Genomic DNA, 24,013 nt, shown 5'->3' on the forward strand with positions numbered 1-24,013 from the left:
CCCGGGGGGACCGTGAGAGTGCTTCGCGTTGGCGCCGACTACCAGCGCTACCTGACCGACGCCATGCGTCTCAAGACCTTCAGCGTCCCCGAGATACCGTCCGAGAACGCACCGCACACCGCCTGGTGGCGGGTCCAGGTAGAGGACGTCGTCTACGCGCCGGAACGCCGCCTGGCTGTCATCGTCATCCCCAACGGCCAGTACCGGCTGCCGGTCCAGTTGCTCGGCTGGGCCGAGGCGGTGCACACCGACCTCGCCGACCGGTGGCACGTCGCCGCCCCTTTCCCCTTCGTGGCGCACTTCGGCCAGGTCGACGGCGAGTTCCTGGTCGACATGAAGCCGATCCTCGGCTGAAGCGGGCGCGCTCTGACCGCTTCCCCTGCGGGCTGTGAGAGGCAGCGCCTACGATGACCTGTCGGGCCGTCAGCAGTGTGCTGTTGACGGCGGGTAGCTGTCACCAAGGGGAGAGCGATGGCCGGCCGCGAGCGAGAGCTCAAAGACCTCCGAGACCAGATGCGCCGGTGTGCCGAGGAAGCCGCCCTCTTCCCGGCCGGATCTCGTGCCCGCGCTGTGGCCCTCGCGGACGCGGAAGGGTATGCCGCCGAGGTCAACGCGCTGCGGGCCGGGGTCCGGCGCCGACTCCATCCGCTGCGCGTGCGTGCTGCGGTGGTCACGGCGGTCGTTGGGCTGACGGTCCAGGCGACCAGTATCGCCGGTCACGCCACCGCCGAGGTGGCTGGGACCCTGGGCCTGGTTGCGTTCGCGCTGATCGTCCGCTGGCGTGCCAGGCCGCGCAGGATCAGTGCTCGGGGCCTGAGCAGGTCGTGACCTGCTCCACGTGCCCCGTCGTTCAGTCACGCCGGAGGACCTGGTTGCGCAATGCGCGCAACACGGTCAGGGCATCCTGGTCGTCGGCGTCGGTGAACGCGTGGATCGCCATCAGGATGGATCGGCCGACCAGCTTCGCGGTCATTGGGTCGTTCCCTGCAGGGGCGGCCTGATTGTGCAGGGCGTCGGTCAGGACAAAGACCATGCGAGCCATCGGGTCACTGTTGATCTCCGCGACCAGCCGGCCCGTTTCGTCGTAGTCCATGGTGGCGTCGATGCCGAAGGCGGCGATCAGGATGCGGTGGAGTGTGTGCTGCCCATAGGCGGCCAGCAGCGCCGGCAGTGGGCGCTCGCCAACGCCGCCTGCCAGGATCGTCAGGGCATCGGTGTCATTTCCGACGACGGCCTCCAGGGCGGCTAGTGCTCGCAGGTGCTCATCGTCAGTCAGCTCGATGTCCATGGCAGACCACGGTAGGCCAACGTCCCCAACCCGGGGCGGCGTTCGCCGAGAAAGTCACCCGCCAGCGGCGCCAGGGTGTTTCCCCGGGAAACAGCCGACCGCGCGTCGGGGAGGACGAGAACGGCCCAGCCAACGGGACCGGCGTGTCCAATCTCGCTGGCCGCAGCCGGTGGGCACCATGGCGGCCATGAACAACCTCCTCCAGCCCGAGCGGCCCGCGTCCGCCTATCAACGCGCGGTGCTCGCCGCGCTCGGTCCGCTGGCCGGGCCGACCACTGGCTTTACCTGGTCCGACCGCTACATGACGCCCACGGAAGCGGTCTGCATCGGTCTGGGCGGCACCCACGTTGTGTTCTGGACCGAATCCGATGGCTGGCTGTGTGATCGCATCGACGCCCAGGGCAGCATGTTCGATGAGGCTCACAGGCTGGTCGCCGGGGCGGCGGTGCCCCGGCCCGAGGATGTGGCCGCCGCGGTGCAGTTGCAGGCCGAACGGCGGCTCGACGCGTTGCCGCTTGATGCAGCCGAGACCCCGGTTCCCGAGGGCATCCAGCTCACCGAGCAGCAAAGTATCGCCGTGGAGATCGGCGACCTCACCGAGGACGTTGCGCTGCGGCTGGCCGTTTACGCGGCGGCCGAGGAGAACGCCCCAGTGTGAGTGGCGGGCACTCGGCGGTGTTCCCGGCCATCACCGCCCAGCCGTCGGACAGACGCTCAGAAAAACAGACGACGAGATGGCCCGCACCCAGGAACGGGTGCGGGCCATCTCGGTGTCCGGGCCAGGCCGGGGCCGCACCGCCGGCGCCTACTGCGCCTTTCGCCGGTCGGCCGGTGACCGCTGCCCACGCGCGATGGCCGACGCCCTCTCCGCGCCAACGCCCAGCTCCGCGCCGATCTGCTTGTACGTCATCCCTTCGCGCAGGTAGATCTCCTGGACCGCCTTCTGCCGCGCGTCACTGATCGCCGTCTGCAGCTCGGGGATCTCCTTGAGCGCTTGGGTCAGCCGCTTGGCGGCGGCCATGCGGCCTTCGGGAGTGTCTGAGTAGCGGAGGAGACCCTCCAGGTCCTTGAACAGCTCGGGCAGAGGGGCGGGCTTTGGGTTCGTCTTGGGAGCGGCCATGGTGCCGAGGGTAGCCAGCTGGCAGGTGGTGAAGCAAGTGCCCCCCATCAAATAGAGCAAGTATATTCCTTGACGCAGTAGCGCCTAGGCGCTACTTTCGAAGAGTGAGCGCAGCCCGAGCGCTCACGCCGGTCTCACCACCGGTCCCTGCCAACCCCTGGAGACACCCAGATGCCGCCCGACGCACCGCCCCCACCGAACGCCGAGGTGTGGCGAAGCTCAGTACGAGGCGCCGCCTGGCGCGAACGCGACCTACTCGCCAAGGCCGCCAAGCTGCGCGCCGAGGGTTACGCCGCAGCCCTGGAAGCCGACGTGCAAGCCGCACTCGCCGCCCGGGAGTCCGCGGACCACTACCACGGTCTCGCCACCCAGATGGAGATGGCCGCCCAGAACTGGGGCAACGTCGCACGCACCTTCGGCCGGGCCCTCACGTGCCCCGAGCCGCTCACCGCTCACGCCTACGCCGAGACCGCGAACCGCTTGGCGGCCGCAGCCGGCCTCATCGCCGACGCCGTCGACCTGTCCTGACCACTCACAGCACCCTTCTTCGAACGGAACGCCATGAAGATCAACCCTGACAGCACCGAGTGGGACACCAGCCGGGTCAAGAGGATCCCGTTGGAGGGCGAACCCCGGACGGTGATCACCGGCCATGCTCACCGTGGCCGAACGATGCAGGCTGACACCATCCGCTTCGAGTATCGGCCGGACGGCGACGCCTGGGCTGTGCACAGCATCGAACTCTCCGGCCTCGTCATCAAGGCCAACGACCAGCCGGGGAAGCTGGCGGCCCAGAGCACTTATCGCAGCCACCCCACCCCCGGAGGCGCCTCCCTCGCGGACGCCCCCGAGTGGGCCAGGCGCGGCGCCGAGTTCTACCGGCCCCGCGAGGCCGCCCCCACGAGCCCCAGCGACCCGTTCGAGTTCGATGTCCAGCCCCCCGGGTCCCCGGTCGGCGGCACGACACGACTCGACCTCACCCTGTAGCCGCCGCCCCTACGCGCTGCGCCCGGCGACCCGAACCCGCCGGGTGCAGCGCGCTCTTCGGACACCTCCGCCGCATCCCGATTTCCTCGACCGCTCGACCAAGGACGCCGATGACCAGCGCCAACACCCTCGCCCTCCAGAGCCAACACGACGAGAAGCACCGCGAGCTGATCCGCCAGTACAGCCAGCACCTACACGGCCTCGCGGCCGGCGCACGCGAGGCCTCGCTGCGCCACCCGAACTGTGGTGCGCTCGGAGACCTCAACATGGCGCTGCGCGCCCTACCGCCGGAGCTGCTGGCCGCCCTGCCGACCAGCGTCCATCCGCACCCTGAGGCCGACGACACCGACTGGCAGGTCGAGCGACGCTCCCTGCTGCGCCAGATCGCCCGGCTGGAGAGGGACCTCACCCAGGCGAAGGAGCACGGCCGTCCGCAGCGGGTGGACGTCATCGTCGACGACCAGGACGGCTCCATCAGCATTCACGTCTACTTCGACGGCTCAGACGCCGAGGACCACGGCACGCACATCGTCGAGCACCACCTCGACTCCGCCGACGCAGACGATCACGACCTCTACCAATCCCGCATCGACCACGAGGGCGGCACCCCGATGACCGTCCGGGAGGCCATCGAGGAGATCGCCCTCGGCTACCACCGGGACGCCGAGGGCTGCGACGGCAACTGCCCGGCTGAGGACGAGAGCGGCGAAGAGAACGATCTCAGCGAGGAAGCGAGCGAAGAGCGGTGAGCGCCGAACCCAGCCGCGCCTACACCGTGACCTGGTCGATCGGCGTCTGCGGCACCGACCCCGAAGCCGCCGTCGGGGAGGCGATCGAGATCATGCGCAGGCCTGGGCCGCGGCCGGTGAACTGCTTCGGGGTATACGACGTCTTGGCCCGTACCGCGGTCGAGATCGACATGACATCCGGCGCGTCCCGTGCGATCCCGTACTGGCCCCGGGTGGACGTGGTCGTGGACCACGATCACGCCGGCACCGAGGTTCACGTGTTCGTCCAGGGCACCAACGCCGAACCCGACGATCTTGCGGGACCGGCAGTGTGGCACATCCTTGAGCCGGGCAGCGAGGACGAGAATCCGGACCACGCCTGGTACCGGCAGGCGGTCACCCACGCCGAGGACACGCCGCGCCCGGTGCAGCAGTTCATCAACCGCCTGGCCATGGGCTACCACCGGTGTGGCATCGAAGAGGACTGCGCGTCCGCTGACGCCGAGGGCGCCATCACCCTGGAGGCCCGCACATGAACGGCGACTCTCCGCTGCTGACTCTTCAGGAGACCTGGCTCGGCTGGATCGAGCCGGGCCACATCACCACCGGTGCTGGTGAACGCTGCTCCGGGCAGTGGGAGGTGCAGTTGCGGCCCGACAAGCAGAGCGGCAGCCTGGCGGTCCGGCTGTGCTGTCCGATCTGCACGGCGCAGCACGTCTACACCGCCGCCGCCTGGGAGCAGCAGACCACCACCGCCAGCGAGTCGGGCTTCAACCAGAGCTACCAGGACATGGCCGGAGTGCGATTGTGGCCCGGACCGGAAGGCACCGGCGACTTGGAGGGGCAGCCACTTTCCTACCTTGTGACCCGCCCGGGCGTGAGACGGCCGGAGCGGGCGGAGGTGATCGGCGAGCTGACCTACGACGCGGAGACCGGGCTGTGGGAGGGCAGGACGCGGCCCGCCGACGCGCCGCCGAAGCAGCTGGTCTTCGCGGAGTCCGAGCCGGTCACCTTCGTCTGGGAGTCCACCTGGGCGACGCTGGCGGAGGCCGCCGGCTGGGTGGCCCGCCGCCGTCGGCGCAGGCTCGACGCGGAGACGATCCGGCATCTCGCAGGGCGAACGACCTGGTGGGGCATTTCTCCGTGTGCCAGCTGCGGGGACGACCACGAGATCCATGACTGGATAACCGTGGACCGCTACAACCTGGTGGCCCTGGACTGCGACCGCCAGCTCTGACCGTTAGCAGGGGGAGCCACCCGAGGCCTACGCCTCCGTTCTCGTCTGCCGATGTGCCCGGATCGGACCCGTCCACGAACACCGGCTCATACCCGGGCTCCGGCAGGTCTTCCGCCGGGCCCCGGGCGGGGTCACCGACCCGGGTCGGGCGGCTTTCCGGGGGCAACGGTCGCGGTGGGGTGGTCCTGGGGCGAGTCCAGGGTGCTGCTGCTCGGGTGTGCGAGCAGCAGCGTCAGGGCCGCGAGTGTGAGGAGAGCGGGCAAGGCGTAGCTGGTGTGGTGAGCGCGAACCATGATCGTTTGTCCATTTCTTTTCTTGACAATAAAGTGCCTAGGCACTAACTTAGTACACGGGCCGACACCGTGCAGCCCGAATACCGAAGGGGCACCCCATGCGACACCACTTGCTGTTCGAGCAAACACCCGCTCCCACCGAGGAGGAACAAGCCGAACTCGCGGCCGCGCGCGACACGGCCGTCAAGGCGCACCGTGCCCTGCACGCCCTCGACGTGCCGCCCGACCACGCCGACTACAAGGCCGCCGAGGCGGAAGCCAACCGCACCGCGGCCATCATGGAGGGCTTCCCCACCCCGATCTTCTGCTTCGAACGCGGGGAGATGGGCCTTCACGCCATCGCCAGCCAGCTCCTCGGCCTGTGCCACGACTACGGCTCCCACCCGGCGTGGCCCGAGGAGCCCGAAGGGCTCACCGACGGCGAGATCGCCATCGCGACGAACCCCGACCAGTTCCCCACCCGCACTCCGCTGCCCGAAGCGGTCGCCTTCGCGCAGGCCCGGGAACAGGTGCGCAGCTGGCACGGCCAGGACGAAACCCACGGGGGCATCGCCCGCCACAAGCTCGACGAGAGCAGCGATGACTTCTGGCTCGTGACCCCCAGCGAGATCACCGCCGGTCTCGCGGTCTACCGCGCCCAGGACGAGTTGGACATCACCCGGGTCCTTGAGGCCTGCCGTCTGAGTCCCCAGGCGTGGGCCCGGTGGATCGACTACCTCGACCGGGCGAAGGACCACGGCGGCTTCCGCGTCCGCTGAACCAGCGCTGCGCCCGGCTACCCGAACCGGCCGGGCGCAGCCCCCGCCGCACCCTCTCCCAAGCAGCCGTGCCGCCGACAACGCGGCACCCGTCACCCCCGTCCCAGAACCCGAGAGTGCTCTGATGACACGTCACGCCAACGCGGCCGAGAAGCACGCTGCTGCCCACCTTCGCCGTCAAAAGGCCACCAGCTTGCAGGCCGCTGAGGAAGCCGCCAAGACGGCCGCCGAGTCCCTGATCATCGCGGTCAGCCTCAGCGACAACTCCCGGCCGCTGTCGTTCAACCTGCTACGCACCGCGGCCGTCCGGATCGCCACGAACCGCGTGTGGAACGCGGTCGCCCACCGGGCTACCGACCTTGCGGCCTGCGAGGACCTGGACGACGATCTCGGCCTGGTGGAAGCCGTCGCCGAGAAACGCGAGGAGATCGTCCGCCGCTGGGCACACGGAGACGGCCTGCGCTCCGCCGGACTCGGCTACGGCAACGCCTTCGACTTGGCCGACGGGCACGCCCAGCACCTGGGCGCCGCCGAGTTCATGGCCCAGACCGGCGACTGGCCCCACATGATCAAGCCGTGGGAAGTCCCCGCCGACGACGCCCCGACGCCCGACGGGAACACCCTCGATGCCTCACCCGAAGACTGAAGCCGTACGCAAGCTGATCTCTGCAGGCCTCACCAACAAGGCCATCGGCAAGCAGCTGCGCATGGAACGGCAGACCGTCGGCCAAATTCGCCGCGAACTCGGCCTGCCCGACGTTCCCCGGCAGCCGCTGACCGTCGAACAGAAGTGGCGCCAGCGGACCCGCAAGGTCCCCGAAGGCCACCTGAAGTGGACGGGCGAGAGGACCGCGGCCGGCGGCAAGCCGGTCATGCGTCACTCCGGCAAGGCCTACAGCGCCACCAGGGTTGCCTACCGCATCGCGCACGGCAAGGACCCCGAGGGCTACGCGAAGCCCGGCTGCGGGATGCCGGACTGCGTGGAGCCGACTCATCAGCGCGACACGGCCGACCATCGGCCCGTGCACACGCCGCGCGTCCAGTACGCCAGTGCGGAGGCGAAACTCGCTGCTCTCACCGAGCCGACCGAGGACGGCCATGTCCTATGGACCGGAACGGTCACCTCCCAAGGGCAGCAGATGCTCACCTTCAACGGCGTCAGCTACACGGCCAGGCGCATCGCGTTCAGGGCGCACTGGAAGCGCGAACCGGTCGGCCCCGTAACCCGGGCCTGTGAACAGCCCGGATGCATCCGCGGAGAACACCTCGATGACAACCAGTCCCGGCGCAGCCACCAGGCTGCCATGCAGGCCGTGTTCGGCACCGCCGGGCACCGCATGAAGTCACGGACATGACCGAGCCCACCGTCAGCGCCGTGACCCCTCACGAGCTGGTGACCGTCGCAGGCGGGCGCCTTCGCTGCTCTGAGTGCCGAGCGACCTGGACCAACCGGGCCGCGGCCGACGCCCACGGTGGACAAGGCCGCTGCCCCGGGCACCCGCTGTGCCACGGAGCGCTCTATGACCGGCTCCACTACGTCCAGACCCGCTGGGACGGACTCACCACCGACGCACTGTGCGACTCCCACACCTGCCCGGTGTGCCGGGCCTGGCCGGCCTGCGACTGCTGCGTGTGCCGAGGAGTACTCACCGTCGTCGCCCTGCACACCGTCTACGAAGACCCCGTGCACGGCTTCACCGACGACCCGTTCCTCCACCTGAAAGAGACCAAGACCCACATGAGCGACGACCCCAAGACCACCATCGTCCTGCCCGGCCCGTTCTGCGACTGGTTCGAAGGCACCACTGCCTACCAGGACACCGCCTCCGAAGGCCAGGACGCCATCGACTTCAAGACGGTCTACGGCGGCGGCCGCCGCCGCACCCATGGCAAGGGCTACACCCTCACCATCTCGATCTCCCGGTACGAGCTGAAGTTCCTCGAGGAGTTCGCCGAGACCTTCGCGATGCTCTGCGGGGAAGGGTCGGAGTCCACTGCGGCTGAGCGCCGGGCGAACGACACCTTGCAAGAGCGCCTCGAAGAGGTCCGAGAGGTCCTGGGTGTTCCCGGTCAGGAGCAGCAGTGACCCGAGCCCTCACCTACCCGGTTGCCGAGCATCCCCTGACAACGGCACCCGTGGAGAAGCCAACCCCGACGAAGGAACAGATCCTCGTAGTCCTGGACAGCGCCCGCGCCGTGCTCGTCACCAAGCCCCAGGCGCTCCTGGCCTGCGCCCAGCTGTTCGGTCTTCCCGACGACACGACCGCGACCGTCTCTTGGGCCCGAAGGACCATGGACTACCCGGCCGCGGAGCGCCTGTTCGACCGAATGGCCCGTGATGGTCTGATCGTCGGGAAGCTCGCTCACGAGTGGCGCGACAGCGGCTACACCAGCGGCTACCTACAGGTCGGCGCGACCTACTACGTGACCGCACGCCGCGCCCTGGCCATCCAGGAACGCAACGAGCAGCACAACGACGAAGCGCTCTGGGAGCAGGCCCAACAGGCCGCCCTGCAGGTCCTGGCCAAGAGCCACCCGAAGCAGTTCGCGCGTACGACTCAGCAGATCTACGACCAACTGCGCACCGGTCAGCTCGACGCGTCGCTCCGTATCTGAGCAACGTCACCGCCCCCGCCAGCACATCCCCAACGCCCCGGGAAGGGTCCGCCATGTCCAGTGCCGACAACCGATCAACCCAGGACCAACAGCTCGCCGAGGCTCTGCGGCTCCTCGCCCACGGAACCTACGTCTTCACCCGTGCCGCCAACGACACAGACCTGCTGCTGATCCACGAACCGTGCAACGGCCCGACGGCCGACATCGCCCCCGAGGAACAGCTCGACCCGATCCTGCGGGCCGTCATCGAGCACAGCCAGCAGTGCCCTGCACAGCCGAGCCCGACGGCCGGCGAGCCGAGGTACCCCCAGATGGAACAGACGGAGGTCGTGTACGACACCCCCTCCGGCCCCGCGACCAGGCCCATGCGGGCCTTCGCCACGGGCCCCCGTCACGTCACCTGCTTCGTCACCGAGCACGGCACCGGCATGAGCATCACCAACGCTGCGCGTGAGGTCCGTGCCGCCCTGAGCAAGTTGTGGCACCCGGACACCGCGATCCGCGTGATCGAGCACTACCCCGCCGACAAGCACTGGCCCGCCCACTACGACGAGGTGTTCACGCCCCCGTCCGGTGTCGTGGCCTGGCGCCGTCTGTCGGTTGCCGCCCTCACTGTCGAGTTCGAGGGCCGCCTGCCCCGCTGACCTGCCGCCCCAGCTGCGTCCGGCTACCCGAACCGGCCGGACGCAGCGCCCGCCGCACCCCACTCCACCGGAAGACCCCCATGAACCTGAGCCGAGAAATCTTCGCCGTCCTCGCCCGCGCCGACCGCCCACTCGACATCCACGAGATCGCCCTCCAGCTCAACCACGCCCGCACCGACGCCGGCCACCCGCTGCGAGTCAAGCCCGTCGAACTCGGACCCGTCATGCGACGCATGTCCGCCAAGACCGTGCGCAAGCGCGACCTTCCCGCACTCGGCTACCCCCTCCCGTACCGCAAGCTCAACGGATTCTGCTGGTACCACCCCCGCACGGCCGTCGGCTACAAGGTGCTCGGTGTCGACATCGCACTGGACGCCATCCCCGCCCTGCAGGGCATCCAGCAACGAGCCCTCCAGGTGCTGCGAGAGCGACACCAAGAGGAGTTCCAGGGCATCGTCAGCGAGCTGCTGACCCGTTGGGGCCTGCCCGAGCCGAGCGAGGACACCGACTGATGCCCCAGCGCAGTGTCCGCCGCATGCTCGTCCAGTCGAGGCACCCCGACAAGACCGTCTGCCCCCACCGGTTGACGTCCAGCGGCAAGCCACGTGACCCCGAGAGCGGCTGCGCCGGCCGCGGCGACTACCTCGCCCACTGCACGGCCTGCACCTGGAGCCGCCCGGGCTCGCCCCGCACCTCCCTCGAGTACGCCTGGTCCACCCACGACTGTGCCGACCACCGGGAGTCCCGCTCGTGACGAACATGACCGCCCTGTTCGGGCCGCCTATCGATCTCAGTGACCTGCTGATCTTCCAGCAGGACGACCGTCCTCGCCGGCCGGTGTTCGTCGGCAGGGTCTCCACCAAGGACAACCAGAACCCGGCTACGTCCATCCCCCGGCAGGTTGCCCTCGCCTCCGAACGCCTGGAGCCCGGTGAGGAGTTCGCCGCGTACTTCTGGGACGTCGAGTCCGGCATGCTGCCCCCGCACTTGCGGGGACTCGGGTCGCAGGAGATGTACGACGCGCTCGCTGTCCCGACCCCTCGGCACGGCGGACTGCAGGACCTGGTGGACCGGGCCGAACTGATGGGCTTCACCCACGTCCTGGCGGAGCGCTCCGACCGGGTCGCCCGCGCCATGCTGACCAGCCTCACCGTGGAGTACGAGCTCGAGCGGATTGGCGTGGAGGTGGTGTACGCCAACGAGCCGACCGGCGGCACCGAGTCCGGGAGGCTCCGCACCCGCCGGTACGGCCAGGTCGAGGCGGAGGTCTTCAAGAAGACGCTGATGGAGATGTCCATGGGCGGGCAGTGCCAGCACGCCCTCGCCGGCTGGAACCACGGCTACGCGCCGTACCCGTACGTGCGGGTCATCGATGAGAACGCCCCGGCACGGGAGAGCGGACGCTTCGGTGCGCAGCGACTCAAGCACAAGCTGGCCCCGCACCCCGACCCGCGCCGGTTCGATGCAGCCCGCGAACTGTGCCGGCTGCGGCGAGAAGAGCACCTGAAGGCTGCGGAGATCATCGCGATCCTGTCGGCCGAGCCCGACCGGTACCCGGGCCGGTGGACACACAACCTGGTCGAGGGCCTCTGCGCCAACCCGAAGCTGACGGGCTACCAGGTGTACAACCGGAAGTGCTCCCGGACGGGCCGACAAGGGCACTCCCGGCTGAACCCGATCTCGAAGTGGGTGTGGTCACCGGGCATCGTGCACGAGCCCGTGGTCACCGTACAGGAGTGGAAGCTGGCCCAGGAGGTCACCGCAAGCCTTCGGGCCGGGGCCGACGCGGGAGGCCCGCTGCTGCGCATCCGCGCTGCTGCCCGCCACCTGGGGCTCACCGTCACCCCGATCCGTGACAGCGAGACGCACACGCTGTACCGGATCGGGAACCGACAGGTGGCTCTGCCCACGCCCATCCCGGACATGGTCGCCCAGCAAGTCATCGACACCATGAGGAACGCAGCGTGAGCGACAGCATCGAGTGTGAGGCCGTCCGGCGCGGCCGGACCTGGGTGGTGCACGTCCCCGAACACGACGTGTACGGGCACGGGCGGACGCTGAAAGCGGCACGCGAGAACACCGAAGAAGGACTCGCCCTCGTCGGGGTGACCGCGCCGGTCACCATCACCGCGGTGACGCCGGAGCTGGAGCACCTGCGGTCGGCCGAGGCCGCGTACGAGGCGGCCCTGGGTGAGGCGGTGGCCGCCCTATTGCTGCGGCGGACGACGCTGGGCGACATCGCCCAGGCCACCGGCGTGCCGCCCAGCCGAGTGAAGCGGATCCTCGCCAGGCGCTCGGCGCCCGGCGAGGACCCCAGCGCCGCCGAAGCGGCACCGCCGATGCCAGCCGCGCTCACGCCGAGCGGATAGGGGCCGTGGCAGGCGGTCTGCGGGGCGCCGCGCCGAGCGCGGCCGGCGCCCCGCCTAGACCTACCAGCTGCCCCCGAGTGCGCCGTCCTCCCCTGCGATGCACGGTGGACCCATGGTGATCGTGCTCCTGGAACTCACAGAGCCCGCCGACGCGAGAACCATCACGGCGAGCGGGGAACCGGTCGAGCTTTCAGCGGTCCGGCAGGTCCATGCTGCGCCGTCCGATCCGGACGTGCCGGGCGATCCCGGGCCGACGACGCTGTGCGGTCGCGACAGTGGCGCAATGCTGGTCGAGCACTGGCAGCCGCCCGGGCCGGGCAGCCGGTGGTACCCGCCACGGTGGGCCGGGCGGGTCTGCCCGATCTGCGACGGCGCAGTCCGGTCCGGATGAGGCGGTCCGCCGCTGTGAGCGGCGGACCGACTGCGGCGCCCCAGCCAGTTCGGAGCGTCGACCGTCCCCCACCAGGGGCCACCGGCGTCGCCCTGATCGTGCTGCTGCTACGCGCCTTCGCCGTCCGTGCCTACTGCAAGATGTGACCCGGCCAGGCGACGGTCCGCCCAGCCACGGTCATCCGCTCGGCCGTCACGTCCTGCGCCAGCTCTGTGGTGAACGCCGATGCCACTGCCAGTACCTGGGGATCGGCCGGGTGCCCCACCAGCCGGGCCGACACGCTTGCCACGACCTCGACCATCTGGATGGCCTGACTCGGCCTCGCGCGCACCGGCCCTGCCTCTCCCATCACCATGCCGTTCACGACCACTTCTGGCTGCCCGGTGACCTGCAGCCCGGACAGCACCGCCTCCGCCCAGCAGCGCCACCGCAGGTACGCCGCGATCCGCACCATCTGCGCAGTGTCCGCCGACGCCGACGCTGGCGCCAGGTGTTGCCAGGCGACCACGGCGTGCCCGTCCCGTCCGGCCTGCTCGCTCCACGCCGCCCTCCGCCGGGCGTCCTCCGCCGAGGTCGCAGCCTGCTGTAAGCCCTGTCCGTCCTCTCTCATGCTGGACACCGTAGCGCTGCCCCTCGCGCCGCTCACCGCGCACCTGGGGAGACGGTGATGGCCGCGATGTCAGTGGCCGATGAGATCCTCCGCTGGGCCTGGTGCGCTGACAGGAGGTCAGGATGACGAGAGGGCGTCCGCGGAAGGACCCGCGCGATCCGGTCGTGATCATGCGGGCTGCGGGACTCGAACCACTGGAGCCCTATCCGGGTGCGGGCTCCCCCTGGCGCTGTCGGCACGAGGCGTGCGGCCGGGAGGTGACGCCGCGGTTGGGAAACATCTCCTCCGGCCGGCAAGGCGGCTGTCGGTACTGCGCGGGCACGGCGCCGATCCCACCGGAAGAAGCGCAGGCCCTGATGCGCGCAGCCGGCCTGGAGCCGCTGGAACCGTACTCGGGGGCGATGAGCCACTGGCTGTGTCGGCATGAGGTGTGCGGGCGGGAGGTGAAGGCCCGGTACTCCAACGTGAAGCGCGGCGTCGGAATCTGCCGGTGGTGCGCGCCCAACGCCCCGGTCGACGCAGAGGACGCCGCCGCCCTGATGCGTACGGCAGGGCTGGAACCCCTGGGGACTTACCCGGGCACCGACAACCCGTGGCCATGCCGTTGCACGGCCTGCGGCGCCACCGTGACACCGACCCACGGATCCATCAAGCAGGGCCAGGGCGGGTGCTGGCCGTGTGGGCGCAAGAAGGCCGGTGTGGGCATCAGCCGGGCGAAGGCTCGCCGTCGGGAACTGCCCCGCACCGACGGCGAGCAGGCTGCCGCCGCACTCCAGACGTTCGGTCTGACACCGCTGGAGTCCTACCCGGGCCCGGCCGGGCTGTGGGCCTGCCGCCACGACACCTGCGGTCGCGATGTCGAGATCCGGTTGCACAACCTTCGGCGCGGCCTGCGGGCATGCCCTTACTGTCCACCCGCACCGGGTGGACGTCGTCGCTGGCTGGCGGACGAGGCAGAGGCCCTCATGCGCGCCGCCGGCCTGGAGCCGCTGGAGCCGTACTCCGGCCGCCGCCAGCAGGCGTGGCGCTGCCGGTGCACCGGCTGCGGACGCGAGACCTCACCGTCCCTCGGCGGCATCCTGGCCGAACAGGGGGGCTGCCGACACTGCGCCGACGTGAGAGCGGCCGAGGCGAGGAAGGCCGACCCCGATGTCGCGGCCGCGGACATGCGCGCGGCCGGACTGGAGCCTCTGGAGGCGTACGTCACCTCGATGACTCCGTGGCGGTGCCGTTGCACGACCTGCGGAAGCGAGGTCTCGCCGACGCTCATGAGGATCCGCACCGGCGGGGGCTGCCGGTTCTGCGCGAGTCACGGATTCGACCTCACCGCCCCCGCCCGCGTCTATGTCATGCAGCATCACCAGCACAACGCGGTCAAGATCGGAATCGGCGGCACCGCAGGGCGCAACGAACGGGTCAACCACCACCGTCGATCGGGCTGGGTGCTCGCCCGGGACTGGCACTTCACCACCGGTGTCGAGGCGCACGCCGTCGAGCAAGCCGTCCTCCGGCACCTGCGTGAAGCCGGCCATCGCCCCTACCTCAACCGGGACACCATGCCGAACGGCTGGACCGAGACCTTCGACGCGGACCTCGTCACCCCCACCATGCTCGCCGCGACCGTCGAGACCACCGTCGCGCGCCTAGCCGGAACGCAGACGCCCGTACCCGGGCGGACCATCCTGCGGCCCGAGCGGTGGAGTGTCCCCTCAGGCACTGCTGCGTCTCGGCGACGGCCACTGGCCAACAAGGCCGGTCGAGGCCAGATCCCACTGTTCTGAGATGAGTGGTTGCTACGGCCGGGAGGCGGGATCGGTGTCGAGTTGGAGGATGCCCCCCGCGGCGAGGTCGTGCAGGGTCTGTCGAGGGCGCTTCTCGGCGCCGGCGTGGCCGGTCTCGTGGGCGTGGTGACGGAACGCTGTGCGTCCGCTCCCCGCCCTCGCCGGAATGCGGGAAGGGCATCGGTGCGGATGCGGTAGCCGGCGACCCGCCCTCGTAGTCAACGTGGAGCTACAGGAGGAACGCCCGACGGCTGCCGCAACTGCCCATGGCGCCCGTCAACCTGCTTCGGCTCCGGCGCGGCCACGTCGCGCAGCGGGCGCGGCTATGGCGTCCGAGCCTCAGGACAGCGAAAGCAGTCCGCTCGCCAGCGCAGCCGTGATCTGCTCGAGGGCGAACCCGATCCGGGTGTTGGACTGGTTGGGCAGGTCGTGCCAGTCCGCAACTCCTGCGCCGGTAGCCGCGTACATCGGTTCGCCGCGGTCTCGCCTCAGGATCTGGTACTCGCGGCCCGTGATGTCCCGTGCGTTGAGCAGGCTGGCGCCGACCCGCTTCGGTTGTTCCTGGAGGACTCGCTCACCGCGAATGCTGCGCAGCGCCGACTCCTCATCCAGCAAGGTGCCCGTCGGCAGGGTCCAGGCACGCGCCCAGAGCGCACAGCCGACGATCCCCGTCTGGCTGCGGCCGGCTGTCTCGGCCTGGAGGCACCCGAATGCGTCAGTCCCGCCGGCGGCCCGTTGCAGTGCGAGTTTCTCGGCCAGGTCCTCCAGGTCATCAGCCGGGTTGTTCCAAGACACGCCGTCGGGGGACTTCCGGCGCCACAGCTGGGCTGGGATCAGCGCCCGGTAGATGGCCGTCTGGCTGGCCCCGTGCTCGGTGGCCCTGAACGCGAACAGGAGCGGGATGGAATCCCGGCGGTGCCGCTTGTAGCCGAGGCGTTCCATGTTCTCGAGAACTGCGGGCAACAACCGCTCGACAGCATCGGCGGGCGCGGTCGTCATATCCGTGCGTCCCCTGGTTCGACAGCGTGGGTCGTGCTGTTCAACGCCGTCCGCAGCTGGCAGGTGACGGTCGTAGCGAGTGCCTGTCCTGAATCGGGTGTCGTGCTGGCCCCGCGGCTCCTTAAGCTGAGCGCCTTCGCTGGAAGCGGGAGGGGCAGCAGCATGACGCAGAGCACCGAGAAGAAGACTCAGACCCGACTGGAGCCGCTCAGCCAGGTGGCCCGCGATCTGTGGGTTCTCTCCGGTAATGAGTGCGCCTACGACGGTTGTACGCAGCGGCTCATGGACGAGAGCGGCGCTTGGGTCGGCGAGATCGCTCACATCATCGGAGTCGGCTCCACGGGCGCGCGAAACGACCCGTCGTTGACGGACGACGAGCTGCGGCACTTCAGCAATCTGGTGATTCTGTGCGGCACGCACCACACCATGATCGACCACGTCGGGAGTCGGGATCAGTACACCGTTGAGTACCTGCGGGCGATGAAGGAGCGTCACGAGGCGAAGGTCAGGTACGTGGTTGAGCGCTTCGAGGAGCAGTTTCTCGACGTGACGAAGGCCAGCACGGTCCGGCCCTGCTCGACCCTGAACCAGTTCTGGCTGGGCGACGACCCGGAAGAGCGCGCCTGGCACGTGGAGGAGGTCAACCGGATCGCAGGACTCATCGGAGAGCTCACGCCGGCCGCTCGACAGGTGCTCGCATTTCTCATCGAGCGGGACGCTCCGATCGACCTGTGGGAACTCGGCCGTCACAACGGCGAAGCCGAACCCGTCCGGACCTCCCGGCTCATGGCCGAGCTCGACAACCGAGGCTTCGCCTATGTCGATGAGGACGCCTTCGAAGGTGATCTGCCGCACCAGGTTGTGCTCCGAACTGGCGGCCCGGGCGGCGTAACAGGGCGCTCGGTCCTCAACGGCTGGTCGGACTTCTGGGACATGCTCCGCAACCACCTGGCTACGCGGACCGATGCCAGCGCCAGGGACGTGATCGTGGACCTGAACTTCTCCCTGCTGGACTGACACAGGAGCCCGGCATGCCCTGCCCATGCAAGAAGGGCGAGGCCGTCCCGAACCGAACGGCCCCGCCCCAGCGGAAGAGCTTACTGGCAGGTCACGTGGGCGCAGAAGCTGTGCGTGGTGTTTCCCCGGGAAACACCACGCAGCGCCCACCGGAGCTGCTTGCACTCAGTGCGCCGGTTCGTAGGGTCGGCTCTGGGGCGGCTCCACTCGAACGAGGGTGCCAGGTGGGCAGCGGAGCCATCCCCGTTGTTCGGGCCCGAGACCCCAGCGGGCGCGGAACACCAGGGCGCCGTCGCCGAAGGTCTTGCGCCTGGCGGTGACGAGTGCCTCGTGCCACTGCCCCGCCATGTAGAGGTGACAGATGTGCCACTCGTCACTGTGCGTGTCGGGGTCGGTGCGGTCTTCGCTGATCCGTCTGGGATCTCTCCAGTCGGAGCCACCAGAGAGACTGCGGTGGGTGTAGCCAGCAGGGCTCATATCGAACGTATTTCGTCTCCGAGGGCGGCTGAACCCAACGCGAGGCAATACGAGTCCTGACGTGGGCGTTGCGTAAGCATGGCCCCGTTCGTCCTTCCCCCGCCGCTGGCGCTGGCCGCGCCGGTCACCGAGCTGCCTGCGGCCACCACGGGCCTCTGGGAGGCGAAGCTGGACGGGTGGCGAGGTTCTGCCCTGACGGGGCCCGGCTCGCGAGTCTGGTCACGCAGAGGAACCGACCTGTCGACGGCGTTCGCCGACATCGCCGGCGCGCTATCTCAGCTCCCCGAGGCGGTTGTCGACGGCGAGATCATCGCGCTCGACGCCCACGGGAACCTGGTGTTCTCCAAGCTGCAGACGAGGGCCCGCGGGCCTCGACGCGGCGAGGACTTCACCGTCCACTTCGCTGTCTTCGACCTGTTGGCCCTGGGCGACACCGACTGGCGAGGCAGGCGGTACCTCGAACGGCGCGCTGAGGTCGAACGGCTCCTTGCCGATGCGCCTGCGTCGATCCGTCCGATGCCGGCGACCGCGGACCGCGCGGCCGCGCTGCGCTGGGTCGGTGGCCTGGGCGGTGGTGTTGAGGGCCTGGTGGTGAAGCCCGACCTGCCATACAGGGAAAACCACAGGTCCGGTTGGCAGAAGTGGAGGCGCACCCACACCGTCGAAGCGGTGATCGTCGGTGTGACCCAGGCAGCCGCCCCCCAGCAGGCCTTCGTGCTCGCCCAGCCGATCCGCGGCAGGCTCCGCCCGGTCGGCGTCACCCTGCCGATCCCCGGGCCGCTGCGGGCGGAGGTCGCGCCGCTACTGCGCCCTGCCGGTCCGATCGCCGAGCTGCCCGGAACGGTCGGTGGCTTGCCAGGCGCTCCATCGATCGCGTACCTGCCCGTCGAACCGACGGTCGTCCTTGAGATCGAGGCGGACCAGGCGGCGCCCACCGAGTTCTCCAGGTTTCGCCATCGACCTCGAGCGATCCGACGTCGGGCCGAACTGACGCCAGCCGACCTGTAGTCGTCAGACGGGACAACGAACACCGTGCGGTCACCGGGGGGCGCCGTCTCCAGCGGAGCGGAGCACGTCGGTCAGCGTGCGGGCGGAGGGCCGTTGACCGGGGTCATGGGCAAGGGCGGCCCGCAGGGCGTCCTCGAAAGCGGGGAAGGTCCAGGGCCGGACGGTGGCGACGTCGTGGCGGCGGCCAGCGGCGGTGTCGGCGAGGAGGTCGGGGCGGCGGCCGTGGGAGTCGCGGTAGGCGGTGGGCGGGGTGCGGGTCCAGGCCCAGAACAGGGAAGCACCCAGCGACCACACGTCCGCCTCGGGGGTAGTGGTGATGTGGTCGGTGGTGCCGATGATCAGGGCGGCGATTTCGGGGGCGGTGGTGTGGGCCAGGCCGCCGCGGTGGACGTAGAACGGGACCTGGACGGGTCCCTGGGCACAGGCCAGGTCGATGATCCGTACGGCGTCGTCCTCGAAGACGACGTGGTCGGGCTGCAGGTCGCCGTGCGTCCAGCCGGCTGCGTGCAGGTCGGCGAGTACTCCGGCCGCCGCGGCGGCAGCCGTCAGGACCGACCGGCGCATGGCCGGGGTGTCGCCGCCCCGGTGGGCGGGTTCAAGGGCGTCCCACAGGCTGGTTCCGTCGATCCACCGCATGGCCAGCCAGGTGCCGTCCCCGTACCGGCCGTGGGCCCGGTAGTGGTCGGCGCCGAGGGCAGCCAGCACCTCGCCCTCGCGGCCGGCCATCAGCCCGCCGGTGATCTTCAAGGCGGTGTCGCCGACCTTGAAGAAGGTGGTGCCGCGTCGCTCGTGAAGGAGCTTCGGGTCGCCGTCCAGGCCGAGCTCGGTGATCAGGGGGTGCACGGAAGTCCTTCCGGGATGGCTGTTCTCCGGCGGGTGTCCTGGTGGCCAGCCTGCCGCAGTTCTGAGTCGGGGGCGAGTGGCGGGTGTGGCCACCGGCGGCGGCCAGCAGGGCTCGGGGCGCCTGCGACGGCGGCGCTTCAAGTTGCCCTAGGGTGTGGGGAGTTCCCGGTGGCGGCTCGCTGCCGGGACTTCGTGCTTCCTGGGGCGGAGTGGATCATGCGATACGTGCGGTTGCTGCGGCGCGGGCCTGTGCTTCTGCTGTGGGGGGCGCAGACGGCGTCGGTGTTCGGTGACCGGCTGTACGCGATGGCCGTGATGTGGATGGCCTGGGAGCGGTCGGGCGCCGGGGCGATGGGCCTGGTGGCCGTCGCCGAGTCCCTGCCGTACATCGTGCTGGGCACGGTGGGGCGCCGGGTGATGGACCGGTTTGCGTCGCTGCGGGCCCTGGCAGCGGTGGACGCGGTGCGGCTTGTCCTGGTGGCCGCGCTGCCGTGGGCGTGGGCCGAGTTCGGCACGGTCGGGCTGATCACCTCGGCCGCGCTGCTGGGGGTTGGCGGGGCCCTGTTCGACCCGAACCTCGGTGCGATGGTGCCGGATCTGGTCCGGCCGGGCGAGGTGCAGGCTGTCAGCGGGCTGATGGACCTGACCGGCCGGATCGCCCGAATCGCCGGCCCGGGGGCGGCCGGGCTGCTGCTGGCGGTGATGCCGCTGGCCGGGCTGTTCTGGGTGGATGCGGCGACGTTCGCGCTCTCGGCTCTCGCCCTGGTGCTGCTGGCCGCCAGCGTCCGGCCGGCCGCGGCCGCCGCTCCGCAGGCCGGGCCGAAGGCGGCGGGGGTGCGGCCGGGCGTCTGGTCGCTGGTGCGGACCCACCCGGACACCGGGGTGGTGCTGGCCGTGCACGGGATCGGGATCTTCGCCGGGGCGGTGTCGCTGGCGATGCCCGCCCTGCTGGCCGCCCGCCTCGGAGCCGGGGCCTCCGCCTACGCGGCGGTACTGGCCTGCAGCGGGGCCGGGGCCCTGGCGGGCAACCTGGTGGCCGGGAACGTGCGGCTTCCGGCGCGGCTGACGGCTGTGTACTGCGGGGCGTGGGCGGCCTCCGGGCTGGTGCTGGCCGGCACCGGGCTGGCCGGGTCGCTGCCAGTGCTGCTGGCGCTGTCCGTGCTGTCGGGGACGGTGTCGCCATTCCTGCAGATCGCGCTGTCGACGCACTTCGCGCTGTTCCCTCCGGCCGCCCGCAGGCGGCTGCTGACGGTGGACCTGACCGTGATCCGCACCTGCGGGACGGTCTCGATGCTGTTCGTCCCGGCGCTCGCTGCCGCCGGGCCGAGGGCCGCGTTCCTGGGCGGCGGCCTGGCGGTGGCGGCGGTCGGCGGGGCGGGGGCTGTGCTGGTGCTGGCCCTGGCACGGGGGCGCCGGCTGCTGCCGGAGGCTCTGCCGGTGCCGGAGCTGGCGGCCCGCGACTGAGCACGGGCCGGGCCCCGCGGTGCGGGGCCCGGCCGATGTGCTGGTGGTGCTCAGGTCAGCTGGCGAGCAGCTGCCAGTGGGTGACGGTGATGTCCTCCAGCGGGATGCCGAGGTCCTTGTAGATCCGCTGGTGCATGGCGCCGAACCAGGCGTCGCGGCGGTCGTCGAAGAACGCCTGGTCGTACCAGGCGACGCCGAGCAGGACGGTGCCGCCGCCGTTGGGGTTGCCGGGCTCGGCCTCCCAGTAGGTGCACTGCCAGTCCCAGAGCATGAGCTCCTCGGGGCGGTTGCGCAGGCGCTCGTCGGACTCGCGCAGGGACTGGATGCACCGTTCGGCGGTGGCCGCGTCGGGGCAGTAGTAGGTGCAGTCGGACTTGGCGATCGGGGTCTTGTCGGCGCGGCGGGCCGCGTCGGCGTCCTCCCCGGTCAGGACGCGGACCCGGGTTACCAGGTCCTCGCGGGTGGCGATCTCTTCGAGGATGGTCACGGTGTTGTGCTCCTCTCGCTGGGTGTTGATCCCGTGGGTGGTGCTACCAGCCCGTCCCGGTGACCGGGGCGGGGCTGGGGCTCTGGGCGTCGCGGCGGCGGATGCCGCCCGGAGCGACGTAGCGGACGTTCAGGCCGACGCGGGCGCCGTCGCCGGTGTTGGTGCCGGAGCGGTGCAGCAGGCGGCTGTCCATGAGCAGGGCGGACCCGGACGGCAGGGGCAGGGCTGTCGTGGCGTCGGTGGTGAAGCCGGTCGCCTGGTCGGCCCGGCCGCGTTCGGCGCCGTGGTCGGCCTCGGAGGCGAACGGCAGGTAGCCGAAGTGCTGGGAGCCGGCCACGGCGTGAAGGCAGCCGTTGTCGAGGGTGGCGTCGCTGATGGCCAGCCAGGCGGAGACGGACCGGTCGGGGTCGAGTTCGAGCCGGGCGTCGATGCCGTCCTGGTGCCAGGGGATCTCGAAGGCGCGGTGGGGCCACTTCACCACGAGGAACGTGTTCTCCACGGCGACGTCCGGCCCGATCGCCTCCTGGACGGCGGCCAGCAGGGGCCGGGCGCGGACGGCGGCGCGGGCCCAGTCGGCGGCCAGGTGCGGGTTGCGGACGATCTCCTGGCGGCGGGCACGGTGCTCGGCGACGAGCTGGGCGGCCCGGGCGCGGGCGGCCCCAGGGGTGGACCACTCGATGCCGGTCCGCAGCCCGCGGCGGCCGAGGATTCCATCGGCGCTGGTCACATCGGTCATCAGGTCTCGTCCTTCGAGGGGGCGGCGGTCAGGCGGCGGTGCGGGGGCGGGTGCTGCCGGGCGCGAACGGCGGTTGTATCGGGGACTGCCGGGGGCGCGGGAGCGCGCGCAGGACGGCTCGGATCGCGCGCCGCGGGACGGCCATCAGTTGGCGCCGGGTCACCGGCTGCTCGGGCAGGGCCAGCTCGGCCCAGACCCGCTTGCCCCGCTCGGTCCGCTCGGCCCCGTGGGCCAAGGCCAGGTGCTCGATCAGCTCCAGCCCGCGGCCGCTCTCCGCGTCCGCGCCGGCCCGGCGGCGCCGGGGCAGCGTGATCGAGCCGTCGTAGACCTCGACCAGGACCCGCCGCAGCGGCACGCTGACGTAGACGGCGACAGTGAGCGTCGGCTTGTGCGTGTGCCGGACGGCGTTGGTCACAAGCTCGGAGGTGACCGTGTCCAGCGCGAGCCGGGCGTCCTTGTCGAGCAGGACGCCCCAGCTGACGATGCGGGTCCTCACTCGGCGGCGGGCGACGGGCACGGAGACCGGATCTCGGGGCAGGCGAAAGACATGGGAGTGCACGATCACGGTGGAACCCTTCGGCGCTGGCCTGGAAAGCGGCACCGGCCACCCGGGAATGGACGAGCGGGTGGGCGGTGCCGCCGATCGTGAAGCCGAAGCGGTCCGCCGTTGTCGGGGCTCTCGCTCGGCCTGACATCGAGTCAACAGGTGTGCGCGGGGCGTGAACACGGTAGAGACACCCCGGATGCTTGAAACCCTTGAAACCTGGCCCGGGGGCGGCGATGGTGGCACGCGAACGGACACCGAACGGCAAGTTCGCGGCCCTGGTCGCCGAGTGCCGGTGGGCGAGCAACGGCGAGTTCGCCCGGGCGGTCAACCGGGCCGGCACCGAAGCCGGGTACAAGCTGCGGTACGACGAGTCCGCCGTCTCCCACTGGCTTGCCGGTACCCGCCCCATGGCGAAGTACCGGACGGTGGTCCTGGAGGCCCTGACCCGCCGCCTGGGGCGGCCGGTCACCGCCTTCGAGGCCGGCTTCACCGATCAGCCCGACGTTCAGCCACAGTCCACGGATACGGTGGCGGGACTGATCGATTTGGGGGTTATGGACATGGACCCATCGCGCAGGGGCGTACTCGGAGCGGGCCTGTACTCGGTCGCCCTCACCATCCCCGGCTGGCCCGACCACCTCGGGCGGTTCCAACGGCTCAAGACCGACCCGCACACCCGGATCGGCATGGCCGAGGTGGAGTCCGTAATCGCCATGACTGAGAAGATCAGCGAACTGGACGACCAGTTCGGCGGCCGGACCGCCCGCCCCATGGCTGCAGCGTTCATGGTCAACAACATCGCCCCGTACCTCAAGGCCACCGCCTCCGACGAGGTCCGCAAGGCCATGCTGTCCGCCGCCGCCGACCACCTCTACCTGACCGGCTACATGGCGGTGGACGAGCGGCTGGACCCGCTCGGACAGGCGTACTACAAGAAGGCGCTGGAGCTGGCCCTGGCCGCCCGCGACCACCTCACCTACTGCACGACCCTGCGCGGGATGAGCGTCCAGGCCGTAGAGCTCGGCCACGGCGCCGCCGCGCTGCGGTACGCGAACGCCGCCGCGGCGGCGTCGCCCGAGGCCGGGCCCAGGATGCGGGCCTTCCTTGCCGGGCAGCAGGCCCACGCCCTCGCCCAGACCGGCGACCGCGCCGGCGCCCTGGCCATGCTCCGCGAAGCCGAAACCGCCATGGAACAGGCCGAGTCCAAGGCGAAGGCCCACGGCTCCTACGACCCCTCCTCGCTCTCGTACCACGTCGCTCAGGTCAACTACGAACTCGGCGACCGCGAAGGCGCGATCCGAGCACTCCAGCACTCCGAGAAGATCCGGCCCGCGGTGTACCGGCGCGCTCGCGTCCGCCACCGAGCGATGCTCGCCGAATGGCAGCTCGAAGCCGGTCGCCTGGAGGAAGCCGTCCAGAGTTGGACCCTTGCCTTGGACGATTACCCCCACGTCCAGTCCGGCCGGGCCGACGACCGCTTCCGCACGATGCTCTCGGCCACCAAGCCGCACCGCCGCAACCCCCACGTCCGCGAACTCCTCGACCGGGCCCGCCCGATCGCTCCCCGTCCGGCCTGAACCACATCACCGGATGGGCCGTGGTTCCGAGCCCGC

The 24,013-nt window shown here is 70.5% G+C and carries 33 protein-coding genes; 24 read left to right on the plus strand and 9 right to left on the minus strand.

All coding sequences use genetic code 11. From position 1 onward, the window contains the following. Positions 1-18: 18 nt before the first annotated feature. Both ACIGG8_RS27340 and ACIGG8_RS27345 read left to right on the plus strand, forming a co-directional pair. Positions 19-354, plus strand: a complete 336-nt coding sequence (locus ACIGG8_RS27340; RefSeq protein ID WP_396551467.1) for a hypothetical protein — start codon at positions 19-21, stop codon at positions 352-354. Positions 355-471: 117 nt separating this feature from the next. Continuing rightward, a complete protein-coding gene (locus ACIGG8_RS27345) occupies positions 472-828 on the plus strand; it encodes a hypothetical protein (protein WP_396551468.1) in 357 nt (118 codons plus the stop codon). 22 nt (positions 829-850) lie between these two features. Here ACIGG8_RS27345 and ACIGG8_RS27350 read toward each other — a convergent pair whose 3' ends face one another. Beyond that, complete coding sequence (locus ACIGG8_RS27350) at positions 851-1,288, minus strand: hypothetical protein (protein WP_396551469.1); 438 nt, start codon at positions 1,286-1,288, stop codon at positions 851-853. 187 nt (positions 1,289-1,475) lie between these two features. On the opposite strand from ACIGG8_RS27350, the gene ACIGG8_RS27355 reads away from it, so the two are divergent. Then, positions 1,476-1,946 (plus strand): hypothetical protein, encoded by a 471-nt coding sequence (locus tag ACIGG8_RS27355; RefSeq protein WP_396551470.1) that lies wholly within the window; start codon positions 1,476-1,478, stop codon positions 1,944-1,946. 147 nt (positions 1,947-2,093) lie between these two features. Here ACIGG8_RS27355 and ACIGG8_RS27360 read toward each other — a convergent pair whose 3' ends face one another. Then, on the minus strand, positions 2,094-2,408 hold the full coding sequence (locus ACIGG8_RS27360) for a hypothetical protein (RefSeq protein ID WP_396551471.1): 315 nt from the start codon (positions 2,406-2,408) through the stop codon (positions 2,094-2,096). 171 nt (positions 2,409-2,579) lie between these two features. Here ACIGG8_RS27360 and ACIGG8_RS27365 point away from each other — a divergent pair, with 171 nt between their 5' ends. The 5 genes from ACIGG8_RS27365 (at position 2,580) to ACIGG8_RS27385 (ending at position 5,360) form a co-directional block, all read left to right on the plus strand. Then, complete coding sequence (locus tag ACIGG8_RS27365) at positions 2,580-2,936, plus strand: hypothetical protein (protein WP_396551472.1); 357 nt, start codon at positions 2,580-2,582, stop codon at positions 2,934-2,936. A gap of 33 nt (positions 2,937-2,969) precedes the next feature. Further along, on the plus strand, positions 2,970-3,395 hold the full coding sequence (locus ACIGG8_RS27370; RefSeq protein WP_396551473.1) for a hypothetical protein: 426 nt from the start codon (positions 2,970-2,972) through the stop codon (positions 3,393-3,395). A gap of 110 nt (positions 3,396-3,505) precedes the next feature. After that, positions 3,506-4,144: a hypothetical protein gene (locus tag ACIGG8_RS27375; protein WP_396551474.1), complete on the plus strand. Its 639-nt coding sequence runs from the start codon at positions 3,506-3,508 to the stop codon at positions 4,142-4,144. Further along, positions 4,141-4,659, plus strand: coding sequence for a hypothetical protein (locus tag ACIGG8_RS27380; protein ID WP_396551475.1), 519 nt, complete (start codon positions 4,141-4,143; stop codon positions 4,657-4,659). The genes ACIGG8_RS27375 and ACIGG8_RS27380 overlap by 4 nt, the downstream gene beginning before the upstream one ends. Further along, positions 4,656-5,360 carry a hypothetical protein gene (locus ACIGG8_RS27385; protein ID WP_396551476.1) on the plus strand — a complete coding sequence of 235 codons (705 nt, stop codon included), beginning with the start codon at positions 4,656-4,658 and terminating at the stop codon, positions 5,358-5,360. The genes ACIGG8_RS27380 and ACIGG8_RS27385 overlap by 4 nt, the downstream gene beginning before the upstream one ends. 131 nt (positions 5,361-5,491) lie before the next feature. Here ACIGG8_RS27385 and ACIGG8_RS27390 read toward each other — a convergent pair whose 3' ends face one another. Then, on the minus strand, positions 5,492-5,653 hold the full coding sequence (locus ACIGG8_RS27390) for a hypothetical protein (protein ID WP_396551477.1): 162 nt from the start codon (positions 5,651-5,653) through the stop codon (positions 5,492-5,494). Positions 5,654-5,751: 98 nt separating this feature from the next. On the opposite strand from ACIGG8_RS27390, the gene ACIGG8_RS27395 reads away from it, so the two are divergent. The 11 genes from ACIGG8_RS27395 to ACIGG8_RS27445 all read left to right on the plus strand — a co-directional run bounded on the left by ACIGG8_RS27395 (position 5,752) and on the right by ACIGG8_RS27445 (position 12,431). Further along, positions 5,752-6,411 (plus strand): hypothetical protein, encoded by a 660-nt coding sequence (locus tag ACIGG8_RS27395; RefSeq protein WP_396551478.1) that lies wholly within the window; start codon positions 5,752-5,754, stop codon positions 6,409-6,411. A gap of 124 nt (positions 6,412-6,535) precedes the next feature. Beyond that, the gene (locus ACIGG8_RS27400; protein ID WP_396551479.1) at positions 6,536-7,057 is read left to right on the plus strand and encodes a hypothetical protein; all 522 of its coding nucleotides are present in this window, start codon (positions 6,536-6,538) and stop codon (positions 7,055-7,057) included. Further along, positions 7,038-7,766, plus strand: coding sequence for a hypothetical protein (locus ACIGG8_RS27405; RefSeq protein WP_396551480.1), 729 nt, complete (start codon positions 7,038-7,040; stop codon positions 7,764-7,766). The genes ACIGG8_RS27400 and ACIGG8_RS27405 overlap by 20 nt, the downstream gene beginning before the upstream one ends. Then, positions 7,763-8,497, plus strand: a complete 735-nt coding sequence (locus ACIGG8_RS27410; protein ID WP_396551481.1) for a hypothetical protein — start codon at positions 7,763-7,765, stop codon at positions 8,495-8,497. The genes ACIGG8_RS27405 and ACIGG8_RS27410 overlap by 4 nt, the downstream gene beginning before the upstream one ends. After that, positions 8,494-9,027 (plus strand): hypothetical protein, encoded by a 534-nt coding sequence (locus ACIGG8_RS27415; protein WP_396551482.1) that lies wholly within the window; start codon positions 8,494-8,496, stop codon positions 9,025-9,027. The genes ACIGG8_RS27410 and ACIGG8_RS27415 overlap by 4 nt, the downstream gene beginning before the upstream one ends. Before the next feature lie 53 nt (positions 9,028-9,080). After that, a complete protein-coding gene (locus ACIGG8_RS27420) occupies positions 9,081-9,671 on the plus strand; it encodes a hypothetical protein (protein ID WP_396551483.1) in 591 nt (196 codons plus the stop codon). Positions 9,672-9,751: 80 nt separating this feature from the next. Next, positions 9,752-10,183, plus strand: coding sequence for a hypothetical protein (locus ACIGG8_RS27425; RefSeq protein WP_396551484.1), 432 nt, complete (start codon positions 9,752-9,754; stop codon positions 10,181-10,183). Beyond that, a complete protein-coding gene (locus tag ACIGG8_RS27430; RefSeq protein ID WP_396551485.1) occupies positions 10,183-10,425 on the plus strand; it encodes a hypothetical protein in 243 nt (80 codons plus the stop codon). The genes ACIGG8_RS27425 and ACIGG8_RS27430 overlap by 1 nt, the downstream gene beginning before the upstream one ends. A 5-nt stretch (positions 10,426-10,430) precedes the next feature. Beyond that, positions 10,431-11,639: a recombinase family protein gene (locus ACIGG8_RS27435; RefSeq protein WP_396551510.1), complete on the plus strand. Its 1,209-nt coding sequence runs from the start codon at positions 10,431-10,433 to the stop codon at positions 11,637-11,639. Continuing rightward, on the plus strand, positions 11,636-12,040 hold the full coding sequence (locus ACIGG8_RS27440) for a hypothetical protein (RefSeq protein ID WP_396551486.1): 405 nt from the start codon (positions 11,636-11,638) through the stop codon (positions 12,038-12,040). Before ACIGG8_RS27435 ends, ACIGG8_RS27440 begins: the two co-directional genes overlap by 4 nt. Positions 12,041-12,152: 112 nt before the next feature. Further along, a complete protein-coding gene (locus ACIGG8_RS27445) occupies positions 12,153-12,431 on the plus strand; it encodes a hypothetical protein (RefSeq protein ID WP_396551487.1) in 279 nt (92 codons plus the stop codon). Between the two features lie 130 nt (positions 12,432-12,561). Here the strand turns inward: ACIGG8_RS27445 and ACIGG8_RS27450 are convergent, their stop codons facing one another. Then, positions 12,562-13,041: a hypothetical protein gene (locus ACIGG8_RS27450; protein WP_396551488.1), complete on the minus strand. Its 480-nt coding sequence runs from the start codon at positions 13,039-13,041 to the stop codon at positions 12,562-12,564. Positions 13,042-13,310: 269 nt separating this feature from the next. Between ACIGG8_RS27450 and ACIGG8_RS27455 the strand changes: the two genes are divergently transcribed. Next, complete coding sequence (locus ACIGG8_RS27455; RefSeq protein ID WP_396551489.1) at positions 13,311-14,822, plus strand: GIY-YIG nuclease family protein; 1,512 nt, start codon at positions 13,311-13,313, stop codon at positions 14,820-14,822. 339 nt (positions 14,823-15,161) lie between these two features. On the opposite strand, the gene ACIGG8_RS27460 is transcribed toward ACIGG8_RS27455, so the two are convergent. After that, entirely contained in the window at positions 15,162-15,821 is a 660-nt protein-coding gene (locus ACIGG8_RS27460; RefSeq protein WP_396551490.1) for a hypothetical protein, read from the minus strand. 162 nt (positions 15,822-15,983) lie between these two features. Between ACIGG8_RS27460 and ACIGG8_RS27465 the strand changes: the two genes are divergently transcribed. Beyond that, on the plus strand, positions 15,984-16,838 hold the full coding sequence (locus ACIGG8_RS27465) for a hypothetical protein (RefSeq protein WP_396551491.1): 855 nt from the start codon (positions 15,984-15,986) through the stop codon (positions 16,836-16,838). A gap of 555 nt (positions 16,839-17,393) precedes the next feature. Next, positions 17,394-18,323 (plus strand): hypothetical protein, encoded by a 930-nt coding sequence (locus tag ACIGG8_RS27470; protein ID WP_396551492.1) that lies wholly within the window; start codon positions 17,394-17,396, stop codon positions 18,321-18,323. 30 nt (positions 18,324-18,353) lie between these two features. On the opposite strand, the gene ACIGG8_RS27475 is transcribed toward ACIGG8_RS27470, so the two are convergent. After that, entirely contained in the window at positions 18,354-19,166 is an 813-nt protein-coding gene (locus ACIGG8_RS27475) for a hypothetical protein (RefSeq protein ID WP_396551493.1), read from the minus strand. Between the two features lie 216 nt (positions 19,167-19,382). On the opposite strand from ACIGG8_RS27475, the gene ACIGG8_RS27480 reads away from it, so the two are divergent. Continuing rightward, positions 19,383-20,630 (plus strand): MFS transporter, encoded by a 1,248-nt coding sequence (locus tag ACIGG8_RS27480; RefSeq protein WP_396551494.1) that lies wholly within the window; start codon positions 19,383-19,385, stop codon positions 20,628-20,630. A 55-nt stretch (positions 20,631-20,685) separates the two neighbouring features. On the opposite strand, the gene ACIGG8_RS27485 is transcribed toward ACIGG8_RS27480, so the two are convergent. From ACIGG8_RS27485 to ACIGG8_RS27495, 3 genes are read right to left on the minus strand one after another with little or no spacing between them, the layout of a single operon-like run. Then, entirely contained in the window at positions 20,686-21,117 is a 432-nt protein-coding gene (locus tag ACIGG8_RS27485; RefSeq protein ID WP_031076309.1) for a hypothetical protein, read from the minus strand. Positions 21,118-21,160: 43 nt separating this feature from the next. Next, on the minus strand, positions 21,161-21,853 hold the full coding sequence (locus ACIGG8_RS27490; protein ID WP_396551495.1) for a phytanoyl-CoA dioxygenase family protein: 693 nt from the start codon (positions 21,851-21,853) through the stop codon (positions 21,161-21,163). Positions 21,854-21,881: 28 nt separating this feature from the next. Next, a complete protein-coding gene (locus ACIGG8_RS27495; protein ID WP_396551496.1) occupies positions 21,882-22,349 on the minus strand; it encodes an ATP-binding protein in 468 nt (155 codons plus the stop codon). Positions 22,350-22,633: 284 nt separating this feature from the next. On the opposite strand from ACIGG8_RS27495, the gene ACIGG8_RS27500 reads away from it, so the two are divergent. Beyond that, entirely contained in the window at positions 22,634-23,977 is a 1,344-nt protein-coding gene (locus ACIGG8_RS27500; RefSeq protein ID WP_396551497.1) for a tol-pal system YbgF family protein, read from the plus strand. The last annotated feature ends 36 nt before the right edge of the window (positions 23,978-24,013 follow it).

The sequence above is a fragment of the Kitasatospora sp. NPDC085464 genome (assembly GCF_044541955.1).
In the GTDB taxonomy this organism is placed as follows: Bacteria; Actinomycetota; Actinomycetes; order Streptomycetales; family Streptomycetaceae; genus Kitasatospora.

Excerpts from the sequence above, each read along its gene's own strand:
- ACIGG8_RS27445 (WP_396551487.1), top strand. The coding sequence starts at position 12,153 with ATGGTGATCGTGCTCCTGGAACTCACAGAGCCCGCCGACGCGAGAACC.
- ACIGG8_RS27390 (WP_396551477.1), bottom strand. The coding sequence starts at position 5,653 with ATGGTTCGCGCTCACCACACCAGCTACGCCTTGCCCGCTCTCCTCACA.
- ACIGG8_RS27465 (WP_396551491.1), top strand. The coding sequence starts at position 15,984 with ATGACGCAGAGCACCGAGAAGAAGACTCAGACCCGACTGGAGCCGCTC.
- ACIGG8_RS27410 (WP_396551481.1), top strand. The coding sequence starts at position 7,763 with ATGACCGAGCCCACCGTCAGCGCCGTGACCCCTCACGAGCTGGTGACC.
- ACIGG8_RS27370 (WP_396551473.1), top strand. The coding sequence starts at position 2,970 with ATGAAGATCAACCCTGACAGCACCGAGTGGGACACCAGCCGGGTCAAG.
- ACIGG8_RS27430 (WP_396551485.1), top strand. The coding sequence starts at position 10,183 with ATGCCCCAGCGCAGTGTCCGCCGCATGCTCGTCCAGTCGAGGCACCCC.
- ACIGG8_RS27460 (WP_396551490.1), bottom strand. The coding sequence starts at position 15,821 with ATGACGACCGCGCCCGCCGATGCTGTCGAGCGGTTGTTGCCCGCAGTT.
- ACIGG8_RS27425 (WP_396551484.1), top strand. The coding sequence starts at position 9,752 with ATGAACCTGAGCCGAGAAATCTTCGCCGTCCTCGCCCGCGCCGACCGC.
- ACIGG8_RS27400 (WP_396551479.1), top strand. The coding sequence starts at position 6,536 with ATGACACGTCACGCCAACGCGGCCGAGAAGCACGCTGCTGCCCACCTT.
- ACIGG8_RS27385 (WP_396551476.1), top strand. The coding sequence starts at position 4,656 with ATGAACGGCGACTCTCCGCTGCTGACTCTTCAGGAGACCTGGCTCGGC.
- ACIGG8_RS27345 (WP_396551468.1), top strand. The coding sequence starts at position 472 with ATGGCCGGCCGCGAGCGAGAGCTCAAAGACCTCCGAGACCAGATGCGC.
- ACIGG8_RS27360 (WP_396551471.1), bottom strand. The coding sequence starts at position 2,408 with ATGGCCGCTCCCAAGACGAACCCAAAGCCCGCCCCTCTGCCCGAGCTG.
- ACIGG8_RS27375 (WP_396551474.1), top strand. The coding sequence starts at position 3,506 with ATGACCAGCGCCAACACCCTCGCCCTCCAGAGCCAACACGACGAGAAG.
- ACIGG8_RS27450 (WP_396551488.1), bottom strand. The coding sequence starts at position 13,041 with ATGAGAGAGGACGGACAGGGCTTACAGCAGGCTGCGACCTCGGCGGAG.
- ACIGG8_RS27500 (WP_396551497.1), top strand. The coding sequence starts at position 22,634 with ATGGTGGCACGCGAACGGACACCGAACGGCAAGTTCGCGGCCCTGGTC.
- ACIGG8_RS27420 (WP_396551483.1), top strand. The coding sequence starts at position 9,081 with ATGTCCAGTGCCGACAACCGATCAACCCAGGACCAACAGCTCGCCGAG.
- ACIGG8_RS27490 (WP_396551495.1), bottom strand. The coding sequence starts at position 21,853 with ATGACCGATGTGACCAGCGCCGATGGAATCCTCGGCCGCCGCGGGCTG.
- ACIGG8_RS27435 (WP_396551510.1), top strand. The coding sequence starts at position 10,431 with ATGACCGCCCTGTTCGGGCCGCCTATCGATCTCAGTGACCTGCTGATC.
- ACIGG8_RS27365 (WP_396551472.1), top strand. The coding sequence starts at position 2,580 with ATGCCGCCCGACGCACCGCCCCCACCGAACGCCGAGGTGTGGCGAAGC.
- ACIGG8_RS27470 (WP_396551492.1), top strand. The coding sequence starts at position 17,394 with ATGGCCCCGTTCGTCCTTCCCCCGCCGCTGGCGCTGGCCGCGCCGGTC.
- ACIGG8_RS27395 (WP_396551478.1), top strand. The coding sequence starts at position 5,752 with ATGCGACACCACTTGCTGTTCGAGCAAACACCCGCTCCCACCGAGGAG.
- ACIGG8_RS27405 (WP_396551480.1), top strand. The coding sequence starts at position 7,038 with ATGCCTCACCCGAAGACTGAAGCCGTACGCAAGCTGATCTCTGCAGGC.
- ACIGG8_RS27350 (WP_396551469.1), bottom strand. The coding sequence starts at position 1,288 with ATGGACATCGAGCTGACTGACGATGAGCACCTGCGAGCACTAGCCGCC.
- ACIGG8_RS27355 (WP_396551470.1), top strand. The coding sequence starts at position 1,476 with ATGAACAACCTCCTCCAGCCCGAGCGGCCCGCGTCCGCCTATCAACGC.
- ACIGG8_RS27480 (WP_396551494.1), top strand. The coding sequence starts at position 19,383 with ATGCGATACGTGCGGTTGCTGCGGCGCGGGCCTGTGCTTCTGCTGTGG.